The sequence below is a fragment of the Streptomyces sp. NPDC020898 genome, assembly GCF_044333925.1.
Lineage (GTDB): Bacteria > Actinomycetota > Actinomycetes > Streptomycetales > Streptomycetaceae > Streptomyces.
On record NZ_JBIRRV010000009.1, the window covers coordinates 80530 to 98663 of the forward strand.

Consider the following 18134-nt stretch of genomic DNA (forward strand, 5'->3'; position numbering starts at 1 on the left):
TGACACGTCCCGCCGCCACGCTCACCGTCCGCCCTCGTGGTTGCCGTGGCCGTGGTGATCGCCGTTGCCGTTGCCGTTGCTTTCGTGCTTGCGCAAGTAGTCGCTGAGCTCGTCGAGTTCGGCGCGCACCTGGTCGATGCGGGCGGGCGCGGGGCGCTGCGGCGGGGGCGGCGGTACGGGGCCGTGGGGGACGGGCGGCTGCGGTGCCGGAGCCTGGGGCTGGGGTATCGGCGTGTGGGGTGCCGGGGGTCGCATCCCGGTCTGGGTGTGCGCGTACGGCGGCGGGGCCGGGTAGCCGTACCCGGAGGGTACGGCCGGGGCCTGTGCGGGCGCGTAACCGGCGTACTGCTGCCGCTGGCTGTCCACCGACCGGATGTCCATGACCAGGAAGTACACGCTGCCCAGGGCACCCAGGATCATCACGATGGCGAGCGCGATGTCGCCTTTCGCGTCGCTCTCCTCCACCGTGCCGACCACCGCGAAGCACACGATGGCCAGCGGCAGACTCACCCAGGCCGCCGCCCAGTTGAACCACCGGCCGCGCACCATGGCGACCCGGAACAGCGGCACGCAGGCGAGGAAACCGCACGTGAGCAAGCCGGCCGCGGCGAACAGCACGCGCAGGGTGATGACGGTGCTCTCGCGGCGAATGGGCGGCGGCGCGCCGGGGCCGTACATGACTGCTCCTGGACGGGGTGGTGCCGACGGTGACGGACGTACGAGAGCGTATAGGCCGACACCGACAACGGGTCCGGGTTGTACCGAACCGTTGCCGTAAGCGTCCTCGTGAGGGTTGTGGTGAGGGTTGTGGTGAGCGTTGTCGCTGATCGCGGCTCGCGAACCTTCAGAACGTCATCAGCACGTCATCGGCCAGAACGTCATCAGCTCGTCAGTCGGGCGCGACGGTCCCGTCCGTCAGGCCGTCGTACATGCCTCGCACAAGCTGTTCGCCGAGGCGGCCGGCGTGCCGCAGGGCCTGCTCGAACTCGGCGAGGGCCCTGAACCGCGCGCCGTAGCGCCGCTGTTCGTCCAGCGGCAGCCGGGGCAGTTGCAGGCGGCGCACGTCGAGCCGGGTCGCGGTGGACGCATAGCTGCTGGCCTGGCGGTTGTTGGCGCTGCCGCGCAGGAACCCGGCGAGGAACCACGGGTCGAGGGCTGCCGGATCGGGGCGCAGGAGGACGAGGCTGCGGCCGAGAACGGCCCCCGCGGTCACGTCGTCGACCACGCGCGCGACGGACCCGCCGCCGAGCACCGGGACGACGACGTCCCCCGCCTCCACGGTCACGGCCTCCTCGCCGCTCTCGGGCAGCGTTCCGGAGGGAGCGGTTCCGGCGAGGACGTCGTGGTCGGTGAGCACGGCCACGCGCGCGTGGCCGCCGTTTCCGCCCGTACGCAGCACCAGGGCGCCCCCGCGCGCGAGGTCGCCGATGGTGATGAGCGGCCAGCGCCCGGGCTGGTCCTCGGTCGGTCCGGCGGGGGCGGGCGGGGTGAGGTCGGCGGTCAGCCGCAGGGTCTCGCCGAGCCGCTCCCGTACGGCGCTCAGGTGCTCGCCGTCGCCCTCGGTGGCGGGCGGGAGATGGCGGGCCGGGGCGAGGTCGACGTCGTCGTCGAGGAGTTCGATGACCGGCACGGAACGTGCCAGCCCCGGCTGCTCGGCCGCGGTACCGGCCCGCTCGAAGGGCCGCCAGGCACCGAGAACGGCGGCGCGCACGGCCTCCCAGTCGAGCCCGCCGCGCCCCGTGTGCTCGGCGGCGCTCCCGGTGTCGGCGAGCAGCACCTCGGGCTGCGCGGGCGCCTTACCGGGCCGCCGCAGCACCCACAGGTGCAGGGGGATGTTGTACGGGGGTGCCGCGCCGACCGGAAGCGCGATCACCGCGCGCAGCGCCCCGCGCCGCAGCAGATCGGCGCGGATACGGCGCCCCGATCGCCGGGAGGCGGCGGCCGGCGGCATCAGCAGTACCGCGGTGCCGCCGTCCCTGAGTCGCGCGAGCGCGTGCTGCACCCAGGCCAGCTCGGACTCGTTCCGGGCCGGGAACCCGTACTCCCAGCGGGCGTCGTACGCGAGTTCGTCGTGCCCCCAGTTGCGCTCGTTGAACGGCGGATGACAGAGGACGACGTCGGCCCTGAGCCCGGGATACGCGTCGCCCCGGAGCGTGTCCCCGACGGCTGTACGGACGACCACGTCCCGGCCCGTCAACGCGAGCCGGAGCGCGGTGAGCGCGGCCAGCTCCGGGGCGCTGTCCTGGCCGTACAACTCCCGCTCGGCGTCGTCCCGTTCGGCCTCCCGCGCCCCCGGCGCCGGAACGGCGCGCAGCAGAGCGCCGGTACCGCAGGCCGGATCGAGCACGGTACGCCCCGGACCGGCGAGGTCTCCCATGAGCCGGGCGAGTTCGGCCGGGGTGAGCGTGTACTGCCGCGGATTGGCGTCGAGATGCCGCCCGACCAGGAACTCGTAGGCCTGCCGCGCCCCCAGCTCGGCCGCGAGCTCGGCAGCGCCACGGAGGAGGGGGACGGAGGGGAGAAGTTCGGGGCCGGTGGGGGTGCGTACGGCGGGGGGGCTGGTGGGTGCGTGTACGGCGGAGGCGGCGGCGCCGGTGTGTGCGGCGGGCGGGGTGTGTACGCCGGGTGGGGTGTTCACAGGCCCCGGGGTGTTCACACCCGACGGGTCGGATGGGGCCGGTGAGGTGTGCGCGGCGCCCGGGCTGTTCACACTACCGGGACCGTTCACAGCGAGCGGGCCATTCACACCTGCCCCGTCACGCGCACCCGGCGGAGTGTGAACTCCCCCAACGCCAGTCGGACTGTGAACCCCCGGCACGGCACCCGGAGTGTGAACTCCCCGTCCGGTGGGCGGGGTGTGAACGCCGCGCTTCCCGGCCACGCCGAAGCGCGGAACGATCACCTGCTCCAGCGCGCCGGGGAGGCGGGCGGCGAGGCGTTCGTCGGAGACCGCGCCGAGCTCCAGCCAGACGGTCGGGCGGTCGTGGATGAGCAGCAGGACGCAGCCCGCGTGAACGAGGGCGGTGGCGGGGCCGTCGGGGTGGCCGACGAGTTGCTGCCAGACGCGTTCCCGGAGGGGTACTTCGGCGAGTTTCCCCTGGTGGCGGAGCCAGGACTCGACCTCGGCAAGGGCGAAGGCGGGGCTGGTCTCGGTGCCGCCGACGGGCTTGGGGAAGTCGGCGTGACGGCGGCGCCAGTTGCTGACGGCGGCGCGGCCGACACCTGCGAGCCGTGCGATGCCGGCGGCGGTCACTTCCGTGGCGTTGTCCTGCACTCGCCGCGCTCCCCTCGTCCCGTGCACGCCCCCGGCCTTCCCGCGCACGGCTCTGGTCACCCCGTACACAGCCTGGTCGTACAGCCCTCGTTCCACGTGTGACGCCGAGCATAGCGGCGTACGCAAGATCTACCCATTCACGGCCGTGTACATAGCGCATCGCGTAAATCGTGTTGACTCGGTTCACAGGCTCTGTTCTTATTGACCCAGCGAACGAGCGACCGCCGGAAGGAGGCGGTCGCCGTCACGGGGAGGGGACCGTCATGGGTATGAAGGGCAAGGTCGCGCTGGGCGCCGTCGTAGGGGTCGTCGTCATCGGGGTGGTGTCGGCGAACTCGGGGGCGGGGGACGGCGGGTCCGGGGGGTCCAGCAGCGGCAAGGGGTCGTCGGCGTCGGCGGGACAGAAGCCGGGGGGCCAGTCGGGCGCGGCCGGCACGGGCAGTGCGGAGGTCGCCGACAAGGTGGTCGCCATCGAGGGGGACGGTGACTTCCAGGTCGGCGGTGACATCAAGCCCGGCACCTATCGGACCAGCGGCAACACGGACGGCATGTGCTACTGGGAGCGGGCCAAGGACGCCTCCGGCGAGATCGACTCGCTGCTCGCCAACGACAACGTCAGCGGCACCAGCTACGTGACGCTCCTGGCGACCGACAAGCTCTTCAAGTCCAGTGGCTGCAAGGACTGGGAGGCCGTCGACCTGAAGGCGAAGGGCACGCCCGCGGCGAAGATGGCCGGCAACGGCGGCATGTTCAGAGTGGGCGCCGACATCGCCCCGGGGACGTACAGGTCGGCGGGCAACACCGATGACCTGTGCTACTGGGAGCGGGCCAAGGACGCCTCGCACTCGGTCGACTCGATCGTCGCGAACAACAACGTCAACGGCACCGCTGTCGCCACGATCAGCGCGTCCGACGGCTACTTCAAGACGACCGGCTGCAAGGACTGGGTGAAGACGGGCTGACGTCCCGTTCCCCTCCCTCCCTTCCCTCTCCCTCTCCTCGTCCCTCCAGCCGGGTGGCGGTGGCGCAGCGCCGGGGACCGCGTCACCGCCGCCCGTCCTTCTCCGCCGTACTCCCACACGGCACCTCTCCACTCGTCCGTCATCTCGTCCCTCATCTCGTCCCTCATCAGGAAACGTCGAAGGAACCGCCATGCGCCGAACCACACTCGCCGCCCTCTGTCTCACCGCTGTCACCGTCGCCGGAGTCGCCGGGTGTCTGCCCGGGGAGGACAAGGCGGACGGCTCACCGTCCGGACAGAACTCCGGGCAGGCCTCCGGGAAGCCCGCCGCCAAGGTGTCCAAGGGGCCGTTCGACGGGCTGACCGGCGGCGAGATCGCCGAGCGGGCGCTGGCCGCGACCTCGGGTGCGTCGTCGCTCCGTATGACGGGCGATGTGCCGGACGACGAGAGCGGCGGCACCATCCGGATCGACATGGCGCTGGACAAGCGGGGCGAGTGCGCCGGGACGATGGGCATGAACGGTCAGGGCAAGGCCGATCTCGTGAAGACCGGCGGCACGCTGTACATGCGGTATGACGAGAAGTTCCTGCGGGCGCAGAGCGAGGGCTCGTCGAAGGAGGAGACCGACGGGGTCGTGGCCATGCTGGCCGGGAAGTGGACCAAGATGGCCGCGACCGGCGCCGACGCCAAGGACATCGCGGGCTTCTGCGATCTCGACACCGTGCTCGCCGACTTCGAGGACTCCGGTTCCGGGGCCGGGACCGGAGCCGGTGTGACGCGGGGCGGTTCGACGACCGTCGGCGGTAAGTCGGCCGTCGCCGTCACGGAGAAGGACGGCAAGGACTCGTACACGATGTATGTCGCCGACGCGGGCAAGCCCTACATCCTGCGGATCGTCAGCACGTCCACGAAGGACCCGGGGACCATCGCCTTCAGCGACTACGACCAGCCGGTCGCTGCCCAGAAGCCCGCCGGTGAGGTCCTCGACCTGGACGCGATGGGCGGATAGTGGTCAGCGGTTAGCGGTCCCCGACCTGCTAGAGACGGTGCCGCATCCACACGTTGGGCTCCACGTAGACCGCGTACCCGCGCTCCGGCTCGCACCGCACCGGTGCCAGCGCCCCGGGCACGTCGACGTCGCCCTCACTGTCGAAGGGCAGCCCCGTCCAGGTGCGCCACTCCTCCAGGGAGGCCGCGACGGTCATCGACGCCGGCGCCACGGCGACGATCGTGGCGCCGGCCCGGGCGTGGACGCGCAGCCACGGGTCGTACGGGAGTCCGTCCTCGCGCACCCGGTACGCGTACTCGGCGATCGGGGTCCTCGGTTCCAGGTGCTTGGCGCTGGGCCGGACCGGGGCGACGACCTCTCGGAAGCCGTGGGCGGCGGCGTTGTCCCGCATCGCCGCGAGCATGCGTCCGGACAGTCCCGTGCCCTGCGCATGCGGGGAGACGACGATCGAGATCGCGCTCACCGTGTCCGGACGGGTGCCGGCGCGCAGGTCCTGGAACGCCCACACCAGCACCTGGTCCCAGCCACGGGCGGGCAGTTCGCCCCCGCCCCGCCCCGGCGCGGTGAGCGCGAAGGGCACGCTGTAGGCGTGGGCGACGACCTCGCCCCGCTCGTCCTCGGCGAACAGGACGTGCTCCGGGAGTTCGGTGGCGATGCGGTCGTAGTGGGCGTTGCCCGTGAAGTCGTGCTGCATCAACTCCGGCCAGGTGTCGGGCATTTCGACGACCGGGCGATGCATTTCGGGGCGTTCGGCGAGGGACGAGACCTTCAGCTCCATGGGCGTCACGGTACCTTCCAGCCCGTTGGGGGTCCCCCCTCTGGGGGAGTTGAGGACAAGGCCCGTTCAGGGCCGAAGCGGGGGCCTGGGGGCGGCAGCCCCCAGCGACGCCCAGCCCCACCCCGGTACACCACACACCGCCGACAATTTCAGCTCGCGTGGAAACGTTCCGGCGCCTTCGTGGGGTTGCCTCCCGTCGGCACTTCCTGCCCGGCACAGCCCGACAGCACCTTCTTCATCGCGGCCTTCTCCGCCTCCGTGACCCACAGTTCGTACTTCTTCTTCACGGCGACCTGGTTGGCGACATACGTGCAGCGGTACGACTTGTTCGGCGGCAGCCAGGACGCCGTGTCGCCGTCGCCCTTGCTGCGGTTGGTGCTCGCGTCGACGGCGCGGAGGTTGAGCGGGTCGTTGGCCAGGGCTATGCGTTTGCTGGCGTCCCAGTACTTGGCGCCCTTCTGCCAGGCGTCCGACAGCGCGACGACATGGTCTATGTCCACGTTGCTGCGGCCCCGCGTGAACGTCACGTCCTTGCCGGTGTAGGGGTCCGGGTCCAGCGCCCCGGAGGCCACCTTGCACTTGCCGCTGCGGAACTTCACGTCGACCAGGTCCCGTATGAGGATGTCGTCGCGCGTATCGCATTTGTTGGAGTCCGTGTCGGCCCACGCGCTACCGAACCGGTCCCGGTCGTACCCCGTCTTGGGCGCCCGCCCCTTCACGGTCAGCGAGTCGACGGCAACGAGCGCCGCACCCCCGCCGCCACCTCCACCCCCGGCCGCACCGCTCGCGCTCTCCTCGGGTCCGGCGGACCCCAGGGTCTCGCCGCTGCACCCGGCGACACCGGCCACCACCGCGAGCACGACGGCGGTGACTCCCCCACCCCTCGGACACATCACGCTGCACCCCTCCCCTGCCGCCCCGTTCACGTTCCCGACCGCGGATTTCCGCTGGTCGACAGGCTAACGGCCGGGCTCTCCCGGCCATAGGGGCGCCCACCGGCGCTCAGGGGGCATATTGCGCATACCCGGCGTATCGTCGGTGCTGACTCACCTCCGGAAGGAGCTCTGGATGGGCATCCTCGACAAGATCAAGGAGCAGATGCGCGGCAAGGCGGGACAGAACGCCTCCGACACTGCGGAAAAGAAGATCAACGAGAAGACGGGCAACAAGTACACGAGCCAGGTCGACGACGCGCAGCAGAGAGCCGAGGGTGCGTTCGGCATGGATCGGGATCGCGATCGCGACAGGCCCGAACAGCCGTAGTCCCGGAGGTCCCCGAAGACTGAGGCAGGAAAACAGAAGCCGTCCGCGGATGCCAACCTCCCGCGGACGGCTTCTTCTTAAGCACTTGTTACCTATGGAGCACTTATTACCTCCGGGGCGCTCACGACCCGAGGATCGAAGCCAGGAACTCCCCGGTCCAGCCCAGCAACTCCCGTCCGACCAACGGCTGTCCGCCGACCCTCGCCGTCTTGGGGCGCGGTACGAGGATCTGGTGCGCGGCCGGCTTGATGACCGTCCCGGGGTAGAGGCGCTTGAGGCGCAGCTCCTGCGACTCCCTCAACTCCACCGGTGCGAAGCGGATGTTGGTGCCCTGGAGCACGATGTCGCCGACACCGCAGGCCCGGGCGAGCATCCGCAGCCCCGCCACGAGCAGCAGGTTCTCGACCGGCTCGGGCAACTTGCCGTAGCGGTCGACGAGTTCCTCACGTACGGCCTTGACGTCGGCCTCGGTGTTCGCGGCGGCGATGGAGCGGTAGGCCGCCAGGCGCAGCCGCTCGCCGGGGGCGTAGTCGTGCGGAACGTGGGCGTCGACCGGGAGCTCGATCTTGACCTCCAGCGGCGGCTCCTCCTCCACCGTGCCGTCCATCGAGGCCCGGTAGTCCGCGACCGCCTCGCCGACCATGCGTACGTACAGGTCGAAGCCGACGCCCGCGATGTGCCCGGACTGTTCGCCGCCGAGGAGGTTTCCGGCGCCGCGGATCTCCAGGTCCTTCATCGCGACGTACATGCCCGCACCCATCTCCGTGTGCTGGGCGATCGTCGCGAGCCGTTCGTGCGCGGTCTCGGTGAGGGGCTTCTCCGGCGGGTAGAGGAAGTACGCGTAACCGCGCTCCCGGCCACGCCCCACCCGCCCCCGCAGCTGGTGGAGTTGGGAGAGACCGAAGTTGTCTCCCCGCTCCACGATGAGCGTGTTGGCGTTGGAGATGTCGATGCCGGACTCGACGATCGTCGTCGACACGAGGACGTCGTACCGCTTCTCCCAGAAGTCCACGACGACCTGTTCCAGGGCCTGTTCGGACATCTGGCCGTGGGCGGTCGCGATCCGTGCCTCGGGGACGATCTCCCTCAGACGGGCCGCCGCCCGGTCGATGGACTCGACGCGGTTGTGGATGTAGAAGACCTGGCCCTCGCGCAGGAGTTCACGGCGGATGGCCGCGCCGATCTGCTTCTCCTCGTACGGTCCGACGAAGGTCAGCACCGGGTGGCGTTCCTCCGGCGGGGTGGTGATCGTCGACATCTCGCGGATGCCGGTGACGGCCATTTCGAGCGTACGGGGGATGGGGGTCGCGGACATGGTGAGCACGTCGACGTTGGCGCGCAGCTTCTTCAACTGTTCCTTGTGCTCGACGCCGAACCGCTGTTCCTCGTCGACGATGACGAGCCCGAGGTCCTTGAACTTGGTCTCGGCGGAGAACAGCCGGTGCGTGCCGATGACGACGTCGACCGAGCCCTCGCGCAGGCCTTCCAGGGTGGCCTTCGACTCGGTGTCCGACTGGAAGCGGCTCAACGCCCGCACTTTGACCGGGAATTGGGAGTAGCGCTCGCCGAAGGTCCCGAAGTGCTGCTGGACGAGGAGAGTGGTCGGGACGAGGACGGCCACCTGCTTGCCGTCCTGGACGGCCTTGAAGGCGGCGCGGACGGCGATCTCCGTCTTGCCGTAGCCGACGTCACCGCAGATCAGGCGGTCCATCGGGACCGTCTTCTCCATGTCGTCCTTGACCTCGGCGATCGTGGTCAGCTGGTCGGGCGTCTCGGTGTACGGGAACGCGTCCTCCAGCTCGCGCTGCCAGGGCGTGTCCGGCGCGAACGCGTGCCCGGGGGCCGCCATGCGCGCGCTGTACAGCTTGATCAGGTCGGCGGCGATCTCCTTGACGGCCTTCTTGGCGCGGGCCTTGGTCTTCGTCCAGTCGGCGCCGCCGAGGCGGTGGAGGGTGGGGGCCTCGCCGCCGACGTACTTGGTGATCTGCTCCAGCTGGTCGGTCGGGATGTAGAGGCGGTCGCCGGGCTGGCCGCGCTTGGCCGGCGCGTACTCCACGACCAGGTACTCGCGGGTCGCGGTCTGCACGGTCCGCTGGACCATCTCGATGTACCGGCCCACACCGTGCTGTTCGTGCACGATGTAGTCGCCGGTTTCGAGGGTGAGCGGGTCGATGGTCTTGCGGCGCCGGGCGGGCATCCGGGCGCCGTCCTTGCCGGCGGCCTTCTGCCCGGTGAGGTCGGTCTCCGTCAGCACCGCGAGCTTGAGCTTCGTATCGACGAACCCGAAGTCGATCGATCCGCACGCCACATGGACGACGGAGGGCGTCAGGGAGGTCAGGTCCGCGTCGAGACGGGCCGCGATGCCCTCGCCGCCGAGCACCTCGACCGTGCGGGCCGCCGGGCCGTGCGCCTCCGTGACGAACACCGTGCGCCAGCCGTCCGCGAGCCAGCCCTTGGTGTCGGCGAGGGCCTTCGCGGTGTCGCCGCGGTAGGTCTCGGGGGCGTGCATGCCGAGCTTGAGTGTGTCCGCGTCCAGCTCTTCGTCGGCGGCGAAGGGCGACACCGACCACCACATCATGTCCAGCTCGCGCGCCCGGTCCCGTACGTCGGCGATGGGCCACAGCGAGGCCGCGCCGACATCGATGGGAGCCTCGCCACCGCCCGCGGTGGCCGCCCAGGAGGCCTGGAGGAACTCATGGCTGGTCGCCACCAGGTCGGCGGCCCGCGTCCGCACCCGCTCCGGGTCGCACACGACGGCCATGGAACCCTTGGGCAGGACGTCGAGCAGCAGTTCCATGTCGTCGACGAGCACGGGAGCGAGGGACTCCATGCCCTCCACCGCGATCCCCTCGGCGATCTTGCCGAGCAGTTCCCCCAGCTCCGGGTGGGCCTCGGCGAGCGCGGCGGCCCGGGCGCGTACCTCCTCCGTGAGCAGCAACTCGCGGCAGGGCGGCGCCCACAGTCCGTGCGCGGCGACTTCGAGGGAGCGCTGGTCGGCGACCTTGAAGTAGCGGATCTCCTCGATGTCGTCGCCCCAGAACTCCACCCGGAGGGGGTGCTCCTCGGTGGGCGGGAAGACGTCGAGGATTCCGCCGCGTACGGCGAACTCGCCCCGCTTCTCGACCAGCTCGACCCTGGAGTACGCGGCGGCGGCCAGCGCCTCGACGACGGTGCCCAGGTCGGCGCTGTGCCCGGTGCGCAGCGCGACCGGCTCCAGCTCGCCCAGCCCCTTGACCTGCGGCTGGAGTACGGAACGTACGGGGGCGACGACAACCGAGACCGGGCCGGTCTCCGGGTCGTCGGAGCGGGGGTGCGTGAGCCGGCGCAGAACGGCGAGGCGGCGGCCGACGGTGTCGCTGCGCGGCGAGAGGCGCTCGTGCGGGAGGGTCTCCCAGGCCGGGTACTCGACGACGCCGTCGGCCGGCAGCAGCGTCCTGAGGGCGGCGGCGAGGTCCTCGGCCTCACGCCCGGTCGCGGTCACGGCGAGCACCGGGCGCCCGGCTTCCCTGGCCAGCGCGGCCACGGCGAAGGGGCGTGCGGCGGGTGGTCCGACCAGGTCGACGTGCATACGGTTGCCGTCACCGGCGGCCTTGATCGCTTCCGCGAGTGCGGCGTCCTTGACGACGACGTCGAGCAGACCGTGCAAGCTCATGAGGGGGCTTTCGTGAGGGGTTCGTCAGGGATGGGGCAACGGGAACCGCCCGACACGTCTGACGGGCCGGGGGGTGTCCAGGGTACGACGCCACGTCGGCGGGCGCGGCGCCTGTGGACAACGTCCGGCGCATCCGCCCCTGAACGGATCGGGCCTCTCACCGTTCTTTCCCGCCCATCCGGTGACCGAGAACAAGGCGCGTTCACCACCCGCCCGGATCAGGAAAGCCGCCCTGCCTCGTGAAGCGCGTCGAAGGCCATCTCGTCGACGGCCGAGACCCGGTCCCGATCGGCGTAGTGGAACCACGCCTTCTCTGCGATCTCCCTCGACGGGGTCAGCTCGCCGCGATGATCGGCGGTGTAGCAGATCATCCGGAAGGGACCGTGATCCGGATGGCCCTCGCCGATCTCGAACGTGCCGAAGTGCACCATGGAGCCGGGGTCGATCACCGCCTGCAGTTCCTCGTCGATCTCCCGCACCAGGGTCTCCTCGTCGGACTCGCCCGGCTCGCGATGCCCGCCCGGGAAGTAGAAGCGATCTCTGCCGTGACTACGCGTCACCAGCACCCGGTCGTCCCGGACCAGGATCCACGCCACCTTCTCCGGCACACCGCTGCCATGTGTCATGGCTCGGGACCGTATCGGAGGGCATCGTCCGCGTCAGCACGAAGCCCGGCGTCGCGGAGTCCGCAGACTCCCCGACGCCGGGCTCTCCCCCGTTCCCCCGTGTCCCCCGGCTGTGGTATCTACTCCGTGGCGATCGCGTTCAGCACGTTCATCCGGCCCGCCCTGAACGCCGGCACCAGTGCCGCGAACAGCCCCACGAAGGCCGACCCGACGAACACCCCGCCGATCGTCATCCACGGGATCTCCAGGACGTTCAGCCCCTCCAGGGCCAGCAGCCGCTGAGCCGTCGCGCCCCAGCCCATTCCCAGGCCGAGCCCCAGCAGTGCGCCGAAGAGGGCGATCACCACCGACTCCATGCGGATCATCCGGCGCAGTTGGCGCCGCGACAGACCGATCGCCCGCATCAGGCCGATCTCCCGCGTGCGCTCCACCACTGACAGGGCGAGGGTGTTGACGACGCCCAGGACCGCTACGACGATCGCGAGGGCGAGCAGACCGTAGACCATGTTCAGGAGCTGGCCGATCTGGTCCTTGAGTTCCTGCTTGTAGTCGGTCTGGTCGCGGACCTGGTACTGCGGGTAGGGGTCGAGGGCCTTCTTCAGCGCCGCGTACGCCGCCTTCTCCTCGCCCTTCTTCGCCGAGGCGAACATCAGGCTGTTCGGCGGGACCTTGGCGGCCGGCAGGTACTTCTCCATCGTCGTGATGGACATGTACTGCGCGCCCTGGTCGATCGCCACGTCGTCGTCCGTGATCGCGGCGACCCTGAGCTTCGCCGTCGAGCCGCCCTTGAAGGCGACGGTCATCGTGTCGCCGACCTTCACCCGGTGCTGCGTCGCGTAGTCGGAGCCCAGTGACATGGCGTCCTTGCCGTACGCGGCGGACAGCGTGCCCGAGGTGGTGGTGCGGCGCAGGTCGGAGGCGTACGTCGGGTCGGCGGCCGTCAGTTCGGTGGTCTCCGCTTTGCCGTCGGGCGCGGTCAGGGTGACCTGGACCTCCTTGTAGCGGGTGACGTGGGTCAGGCCGGGCGAGCTCTGCATCGCCGCCTCCGCCTGCGGCACGATCCGCTGGTTGCCCTCGACGATGAAGTCCGCGCCGACCGACTTGTCCAGCTCGCTCGTCGCCGAGGCGACCATCGACGAGCCGACCACCGACAGGCAGGCGACCAGGGCCAGGCCGATCATCAGGGCGGCGCCCGTGGCGCCGGTCCGGCGCGGGTTGCGCAGCGCGTTGCGCTCGGCGAGCCGGCCGACAGGGCCGAAGCCCCGCAGCAGTACGGCGCTGAGCACCCGTACGACACCGCCCGCGAGCAGCGGGCCGATGATCACGAACCCGAGGAGGGTGAGCACGACGCCCGCGCCGAGGACCAGGGAACCGTCGCTCGCCTTGTCGGCGGTGGCGGCCAGGTAGAGGGCGTAGGCGCCGGCCCCCGTGAGGACCAGGCCGATGAGACCCCGTACGCGGCCCGCCCTGCCGTCGGCCGGGGTGCCGGCGTCGCGGAGTGCGGCCATCGGGGAGACCTTGCCCGCGCGGCGGGCGGGGAGGTAGGCGGCGAGGACGGTGACGACGACGCCGAGGACCAGGCCGATCACCGGGGTGGTCGCCTTGATCGTGAGGTCGTCGGTGGAGAGGTTCATGCCGGCCATCGACATCAGTTTCATCAGGCCGATCGCGATGCCGACCCCCGCGCCGACACCGAGGATGGACCCGACGAAGCCGAGCAGCAGCGCCTCCACCAGCACGGACCGGTTGATCTGCTTGCGGGAGGAGCCGATCGCCCGCATCAGGCCGATCTCGCGGGTCCGCTGGGCGACCAGCATCGAGAAGGTGTTGATGATCAGGAAGATGCCGACCAGGAACGCGATCCCGGCGAAGCCGAGCATGGCGTACTTGATGACGTTCATGAACTCGCCGACGCCTTCACGGTTCTCTTCGGAGGTCTCCTTCTGCGTCTGCACCTTGAACGCGCCGGACGTGGTGAGTGCCTGGCTGACGTTCTGCTTGAGCTGGGTGTCGGTGACTCCGCTCGCCGCCGTGACGTTGAGCTGGCTGAACCGGCCGGTGGCGCCCAGGAGTTCACGCTGTGCGGTGGCGGTGTCGAAGTAGACGATGGCGGCACCGGGGTTGGTCACCTTGAAGGTGGCGATGCCGACGATGCGGGCCGTGATGTCACCGGTCTGCGCGATCGTACGAAGCTCGTCGCCCATCTTGAGGTGGTGCTTGTCGGCGGTGTCGGCGTCGACCATCACCTCGGTGGGCCCGCGGGGTGCGTGACCGCTGGTGATCTCCATCGAACGCAGGTCGTTGCGCGTCCAGTTGCCCGCGATGGTCGGCGCCCCGGTGGTGGACCCCATGTTCTCGTTGTCGCTGTTGACGACGGTCACGTTCATCGAACTGACCGCGCCCTCGGCCGACTTGACACCCTGGGCCTGCTCGGCCTTCGCCAGTACAGAGGCCGGCAGCGACTCGGGCACCCCGTTCTGCGGGGTGTCGTCGCTCTCGGCCGCCTTCGGGGAGACCGTGACGTCCGACGACGTGACCGCGAAGAGCTTGTCGAACGTCGTGTTCATGGTGTCGGTGAAGACGAGCGTGCCGCACACGAACGCCACCGACAGCAGCACGGCGACCGCGGAGAGGGCCATCCGGCCCTTGTGCGCGAAGAAGTTGCGCATCGAGGTCTTGAGGACAGTCATGACGTACGCCCCCGCGCGTCGAAGTCCTTCATGCGGTCCAGGACGGTGTCGGCGGTCGGCTTGAACATCTCGTCGACGATCCGGCCGTCGGCCAGATACAGCACACGGTCCGCGTACGAGGCGGCCACCGGGTCGTGCGTGACCATCACGATGGTCTGGCCCAGCTCGTCCACCGACCGGCGCAGGAAGCCCAACACCTCTGCGCCCGCACGGGAGTCGAGGTTCCCGGTCGGCTCGTCGCCGAAGATGATCTCGGGCCGCGCGGCCAACGCCCGTGCCACGGCGACGCGTTGCTGCTGTCCGCCGGAGAGCTGGTTGGGCCGGTGCTTGAGCCGGTCCTTCAGTCCGACCGTCTCCACGACCTGGGCCAGCCACCCCTTGTCCGGCTTGCGGCCGGCGATGTCCATGGGCAGCGTGATGTTCTCTATCGCGCTGAGCGTCGGCAGCAGGTTGAACGCCTGGAAGATGAACCCGATCCGGTCCCGGCGCAGTTGCGTCAGCTTCTTGTCCTTGAGCCCGGTGATCTCGGTCTCGTCGAGATGAATCTGCCCCGACGTGACGGTGTCGAGGCCGGCGAGGCAGTGCATGAGGGTGGACTTGCCGGACCCCGAGGGACCCATGATCGCGGTGAACTGCCCCCGCGCGATGTCCACGTCCACGTGGTCAAGGGCGACGACGCGGGTCTCACCGGACCCGTACGCCTTCACGACCTGCCGCGCCCGTGCGGCAACGGCCGTACGCCCTCCAGTGCCCCCGTGCCTGGTGATGGTCACAGCCGATGTCACGGTATGTCTCCTAAGTCGGTCAGTGGTGAGCACGCACTGATGCTCTGCGCGGTGCGTAGCTCTGCGGTGCGATGCTCCGCGTAGCACCGTGGTGCTCTGCGGTGCGTGTATGAGTCTGCTGTCCGGAGGGGGTCCGGGTCTCTGACGCCCAGCGCAGTCTTCTGCGGGGGAAAACCCCACCCCCGGAGGTCGGGAACGCCGCCCCCAGCGGCATAAAGCCAGGTTAAGGACGGCCGGCATCCCGTCTCGTCCTCCGCCGGTACGAACCCTCCCCGAGCCGTAGTACGGAGGTACCCCTAGGGGCAGTCCACCCGACGGTGGATCGCGTCTCGGGGTTGTCTCCACCCTCAGGTCCAGTCAGGCTCCACCCTCCCGCCGCGTGAGGGTCAAGTGGCAGAGTGGTCGGCGGCAGATAGATGCAGGGGGAAAGGAATCCGGTGGGCAGCAGCCGCCGTACGAGACCCGCGATACCCGACACCGGGCGGCGCACCGGAACCGAGAAGCGAGGGGCCGTCGTCGCGGCCCTGATGCTCGCGATGGCGCTGGCCGCGCTCGACTCCACCATCGTCTCGACCGCCGTACCGCAGATCGTCGGCGACCTCGGCGGCTTCTCCGTCTTCTCCTGGCTGTTCTCGGGCTACCTGCTCGCCGTCACGGTCTCCCTCCCCGTGTACGGCAAGCTCTCCGACACCTTCGGCCGCAAACCGGTCCTGATAGCGGGCGCGGCCCTGTTCCTCCTCGGTTCCCTCCTCTGCGCGCTGGCCTGGAACATGGGCGCGCTGATCGCGTTCCGGATCATCCAGGGCCTGGGCGGCGGTGCCCTCCAGGGGACGGTCCAAACACTCGCCGCCGACCTGTACCCACTGGAACAACGCCCCAGAATCCAGGCGAGGTTGTCCACCGTATGGGCCGTGTCGGCGGTGGCGGGCCCGGCGGTGGGCGGGGTTCTGGCGGCCTACGCCGACTGGCGCTGGATCTTCCTCGTCAACCTCCCCGTCGGCGCGGTGGCGATGTGGCTCCTGGCCCGCCACCTCCACGAACCGCAGCGCGACAGCGACCCCTCCGCCCCCCGCCCGCGCATCGACTGGGCGGGCGCACTGGCGGTGTTCGCGTGCGGCGGCGTACTGCTGACGGCCCTCGTCCAGGGCGGAGTGGCCTGGCCCTGGCTGTCCTCGCAGTCAACTGCCCTCTTCGGTACGGGACTTGCGCTGGTGTTGCTCGTGGTCGTGATCGAACGCCGGGCGGCGGAACCGATCATCCCCGGCTGGGTGTGGCGGCGCCCGACGATCGCGGCGGTCAACCTGGCCCTGGGCGCACTGGGGTTGCTGATGGTGGCCCCGACGGTGTTCCTGCCGACGTACGCCCAGTCCGTGCTGGGCCTGGCCCCCATAGCGGCCGGATTCGTGCTGTCCGTATGGACGTTGAGCTGGCCGGTGTCGGCGGCGCTGAGCCAGCACGTGTACCGCAGGATCGGCTTCCGCAACACGGCGTTGCTCGGCATCGGCACGGCGACCCTGATCCTGCTGGCGTTCCCCTTCCTCCCTTACCCCGGCTCCGCCTGGCAGCCCACGCTCCTGATGCTGCTGCTGGGCGGCGCCCTGGGACTGTTCCAACTCCCCCTGATCGTCGGGGTCCAGTCGACGGTCGGCTGGTCGGAACGCGGTACGGCGACGGCATCGGTGCTCTTCTGCCGTCAGACCGGGCAGACGATCGGCGCGGCCCTGTTCGGCGCGGTGGCCAACGGCGTACTGGCGTCCCGGCTGGGCGGCGCGGGCGATCTGGACTCCGTCACCCGGGCGTTGAGGGCGGGCGCCGCGCCGGAGGCGACCCGGCGGGCGATCGCGGACGCGGTGCACGCGGTGTACTTCGGCGCGGCGGGGGCGGCGGCACTGGCGTTCGTGGCGCTGCTGGTACTGGCCCCTCGCCGCTTCCCGGTCCTCAAGGAAGGTTCCTGAAGCCGGGTTCCTGAAGTCGGGTTCCCGAAGTCAGGTTCCTGAAGGGCGAGTTGTCAGCCGCCGATCATTCTGCCGCCGCCCGCCCCGTCAGGGTGGTCAGGCTGTTGCGTACGTGGTCCATGTGGGCCTGTACGTCGTCCCACTGCTCCCCGTGCTCCCGCAGCACACGCTCCGTCTCGCGGGCGATGCGCTCCTCCTGGGCGTGGGCCTCGGCGAGGAGTTCGGCGGCGTGCACCCGCGCGTCGTCGTCGATCCGCCGTACCGAACCCTCGGCGTCCGCGAAGGCCCGCGTCGCCTCGGACAGCGCGGCCTCGGCAGCCGCCATCCGCTCCATCTGCCGTGCTTCCAGGGCGGTTTCACGCTCAGCGGCCGTCCGCTCGCCCTCGGCCCACCGCTCGGCGTACTCCTTCTCCTGCTCGGCGAGCAGCCCGGAGGTACGCAACCGCATCTCACGCAGCGCGGCCAGCGCCTCCCCCCGCCCTTCCTTGACCTCCCTGCGGGCGCCGATCCGGATCTCGTCGGCCTCGGCGCGGGCGGCGAGCAGCCGGTGCCGGGCCCGTTCCTCGGCCTCGCCACGTACGGTCTCGGCGGCGGCGCCGGCCTCCTCGCGCAGGGCGTCCGCGCGGGCCTCGGCGGCCGCGACCAGTTGCCGCGCCTCGCTGCGCCCCCGCTCCCGCACGGCGTCGGCTTCTTCCGTGCCCAACTCCCAGAGCCGCGCGGCGCGTTCACCGAGACTCTCGTACGTCTGCGGAGCGAGCCGTGCGACAGCGTCCCGCAGCCGCTCCGACTCCGCCTCCATCTGCCTGGCGAGCACGGTCAGCCGCGCGGCCCGCTCCCAGGCGGCGTCCCGGTCCGCGGAGAGTGCGGCGGCGTACGCGTCGACCTGTTCGGGCCGGTAACCGCGCCCCCGTCCGGCCCCGAAACCGGCCACGAAACCGTGCGCCATCGCTGCGCTGCTCATCCTGCAACCCCTCTCCGCGTACGAAGTAATGATTTCGCGCACATCTTGATGGATTGCGGGGAAATGTGCCTAACGCGACACTCCGGGCCGGGGTCACGGCCGGCACGACAGACACAGCAGCCGGACACAGCAGAAGGGGGTGGGTGGCCGTACGGCCACCCACCCCCTTCCTCAGTTGC

The 18134-nt window shown here is 70.5% G+C and carries 13 protein-coding genes; 4 read left to right on the top strand and 9 right to left on the bottom strand.

Annotated elements, in window-relative coordinates:
- Positions 1–21: 21 nt before the first annotated feature.
- Together ACH4TV_RS27130 and ACH4TV_RS27135 are read right to left on the bottom strand one after the other, a co-directional pair.
- Positions 22–678 (bottom strand): hypothetical protein, encoded by a 657-nt coding sequence (locus tag ACH4TV_RS27130; RefSeq protein ID WP_398402480.1) that lies wholly within the window; start codon positions 676–678, stop codon positions 22–24.
- Positions 679–889: 211 nt separating this feature from the next.
- A complete protein-coding gene (locus tag ACH4TV_RS27135) occupies positions 890–3274 on the bottom strand; it encodes an N-6 DNA methylase (RefSeq protein ID WP_398402482.1) in 2385 nt (794 codons plus the stop codon).
- 263 nt (positions 3275–3537) lie between these two features.
- Between ACH4TV_RS27135 and ACH4TV_RS27140 the strand changes: the two genes are divergently transcribed.
- Both ACH4TV_RS27140 and ACH4TV_RS27145 read left to right on the top strand, forming a co-directional pair.
- Positions 3538–4236: a hypothetical protein gene (locus tag ACH4TV_RS27140; protein ID WP_398402484.1), complete on the top strand. Its 699-nt coding sequence runs from the start codon at positions 3538–3540 to the stop codon at positions 4234–4236.
- 190 nt (positions 4237–4426) lie between these two features.
- Entirely contained in the window at positions 4427–5245 is an 819-nt protein-coding gene (locus tag ACH4TV_RS27145) for a hypothetical protein (RefSeq protein ID WP_398402486.1), read from the top strand.
- Between the two features lie 28 nt (positions 5246–5273).
- Here ACH4TV_RS27145 and ACH4TV_RS27150 read toward each other — a convergent pair whose 3' ends face one another.
- Both ACH4TV_RS27150 and ACH4TV_RS27155 read right to left on the bottom strand, forming a co-directional pair.
- Positions 5274–6023: a GNAT family N-acetyltransferase gene (locus ACH4TV_RS27150; RefSeq protein ID WP_398402488.1), complete on the bottom strand. Its 750-nt coding sequence runs from the start codon at positions 6021–6023 to the stop codon at positions 5274–5276.
- Between the two features lie 149 nt (positions 6024–6172).
- The gene (locus ACH4TV_RS27155) at positions 6173–6916 is read right to left on the bottom strand and encodes an HNH endonuclease family protein (protein ID WP_398402983.1); all 744 of its coding nucleotides are present in this window, start codon (positions 6914–6916) and stop codon (positions 6173–6175) included.
- A 175-nt stretch (positions 6917–7091) separates the two neighbouring features.
- Here ACH4TV_RS27155 and ACH4TV_RS27160 point away from each other — a divergent pair, with 175 nt between their 5' ends.
- On the top strand, positions 7092–7286 hold the full coding sequence (locus ACH4TV_RS27160; RefSeq protein WP_398402490.1) for an antitoxin: 195 nt from the start codon (positions 7092–7094) through the stop codon (positions 7284–7286).
- Between the two features lie 121 nt (positions 7287–7407).
- Here the strand turns inward: ACH4TV_RS27160 and mfd are convergent, their stop codons facing one another.
- The 4 genes from mfd to ACH4TV_RS27180 form a co-directional block, all read right to left on the bottom strand.
- Positions 7408–10938, bottom strand: coding sequence for a transcription-repair coupling factor (gene mfd, locus ACH4TV_RS27165; protein ID WP_398402492.1), 3531 nt, complete (start codon positions 10936–10938; stop codon positions 7408–7410).
- 218 nt (positions 10939–11156) lie between these two features.
- Positions 11157–11564 (bottom strand): NUDIX domain-containing protein, encoded by a 408-nt coding sequence (locus ACH4TV_RS27170; protein WP_398402494.1) that lies wholly within the window; start codon positions 11562–11564, stop codon positions 11157–11159.
- A gap of 119 nt (positions 11565–11683) precedes the next feature.
- Positions 11684–14254 (bottom strand): ABC transporter permease, encoded by a 2571-nt coding sequence (locus ACH4TV_RS27175; RefSeq protein ID WP_398402496.1) that lies wholly within the window; start codon positions 14252–14254, stop codon positions 11684–11686.
- The gene (locus tag ACH4TV_RS27180) at positions 14251–15039 is read right to left on the bottom strand and encodes an ABC transporter ATP-binding protein (RefSeq protein ID WP_398402498.1); all 789 of its coding nucleotides are present in this window, start codon (positions 15037–15039) and stop codon (positions 14251–14253) included. Before ACH4TV_RS27180 ends, ACH4TV_RS27175 begins: the two co-directional genes overlap by 4 nt.
- A gap of 416 nt (positions 15040–15455) precedes the next feature.
- On the opposite strand from ACH4TV_RS27180, the gene ACH4TV_RS27185 reads away from it, so the two are divergent.
- Positions 15456–16994, top strand: coding sequence for an MFS transporter (locus ACH4TV_RS27185; RefSeq protein ID WP_398402500.1), 1539 nt, complete (start codon positions 15456–15458; stop codon positions 16992–16994).
- 64 nt (positions 16995–17058) lie between these two features.
- On the opposite strand, the gene ACH4TV_RS27190 is transcribed toward ACH4TV_RS27185, so the two are convergent.
- Positions 17059–17955 (bottom strand): cellulose-binding protein, encoded by an 897-nt coding sequence (locus ACH4TV_RS27190; RefSeq protein ID WP_398402502.1) that lies wholly within the window; start codon positions 17953–17955, stop codon positions 17059–17061.
- Positions 17956–18134: the final 179 nt, after the last annotated feature.

Bases quoted from the DNA above. Each gene is read 5' to 3' on its own strand.
- ACH4TV_RS27145 (WP_398402486.1), top strand. From the start codon at position 4,427: ATGCGCCGAACCACACTCGCCGCCCTCTGTCTCACCGCTGTCACCGTC.
- ACH4TV_RS27175 (WP_398402496.1), bottom strand. From the start codon at position 14,254: ATGACTGTCCTCAAGACCTCGATGCGCAACTTCTTCGCGCACAAGGGC.
- ACH4TV_RS27185 (WP_398402500.1), top strand. From the start codon at position 15,456: ATGCAGGGGGAAAGGAATCCGGTGGGCAGCAGCCGCCGTACGAGACCC.
- ACH4TV_RS27190 (WP_398402502.1), bottom strand. From the start codon at position 17,955: ATGAGCAGCGCAGCGATGGCGCACGGTTTCGTGGCCGGTTTCGGGGCC.
- ACH4TV_RS27140 (WP_398402484.1), top strand. From the start codon at position 3,538: ATGGGTATGAAGGGCAAGGTCGCGCTGGGCGCCGTCGTAGGGGTCGTC.
- ACH4TV_RS27130 (WP_398402480.1), bottom strand. From the start codon at position 678: ATGTACGGCCCCGGCGCGCCGCCGCCCATTCGCCGCGAGAGCACCGTC.
- ACH4TV_RS27160 (WP_398402490.1), top strand. From the start codon at position 7,092: ATGGGCATCCTCGACAAGATCAAGGAGCAGATGCGCGGCAAGGCGGGA.
- mfd (WP_398402492.1), bottom strand. From the start codon at position 10,938: ATGAGCTTGCACGGTCTGCTCGACGTCGTCGTCAAGGACGCCGCACTC.
- ACH4TV_RS27170 (WP_398402494.1), bottom strand. From the start codon at position 11,564: ATGACACATGGCAGCGGTGTGCCGGAGAAGGTGGCGTGGATCCTGGTC.
- ACH4TV_RS27155 (WP_398402983.1), bottom strand. From the start codon at position 6,916: ATGTGTCCGAGGGGTGGGGGAGTCACCGCCGTCGTGCTCGCGGTGGTG.
- ACH4TV_RS27150 (WP_398402488.1), bottom strand. From the start codon at position 6,023: ATGGAGCTGAAGGTCTCGTCCCTCGCCGAACGCCCCGAAATGCATCGC.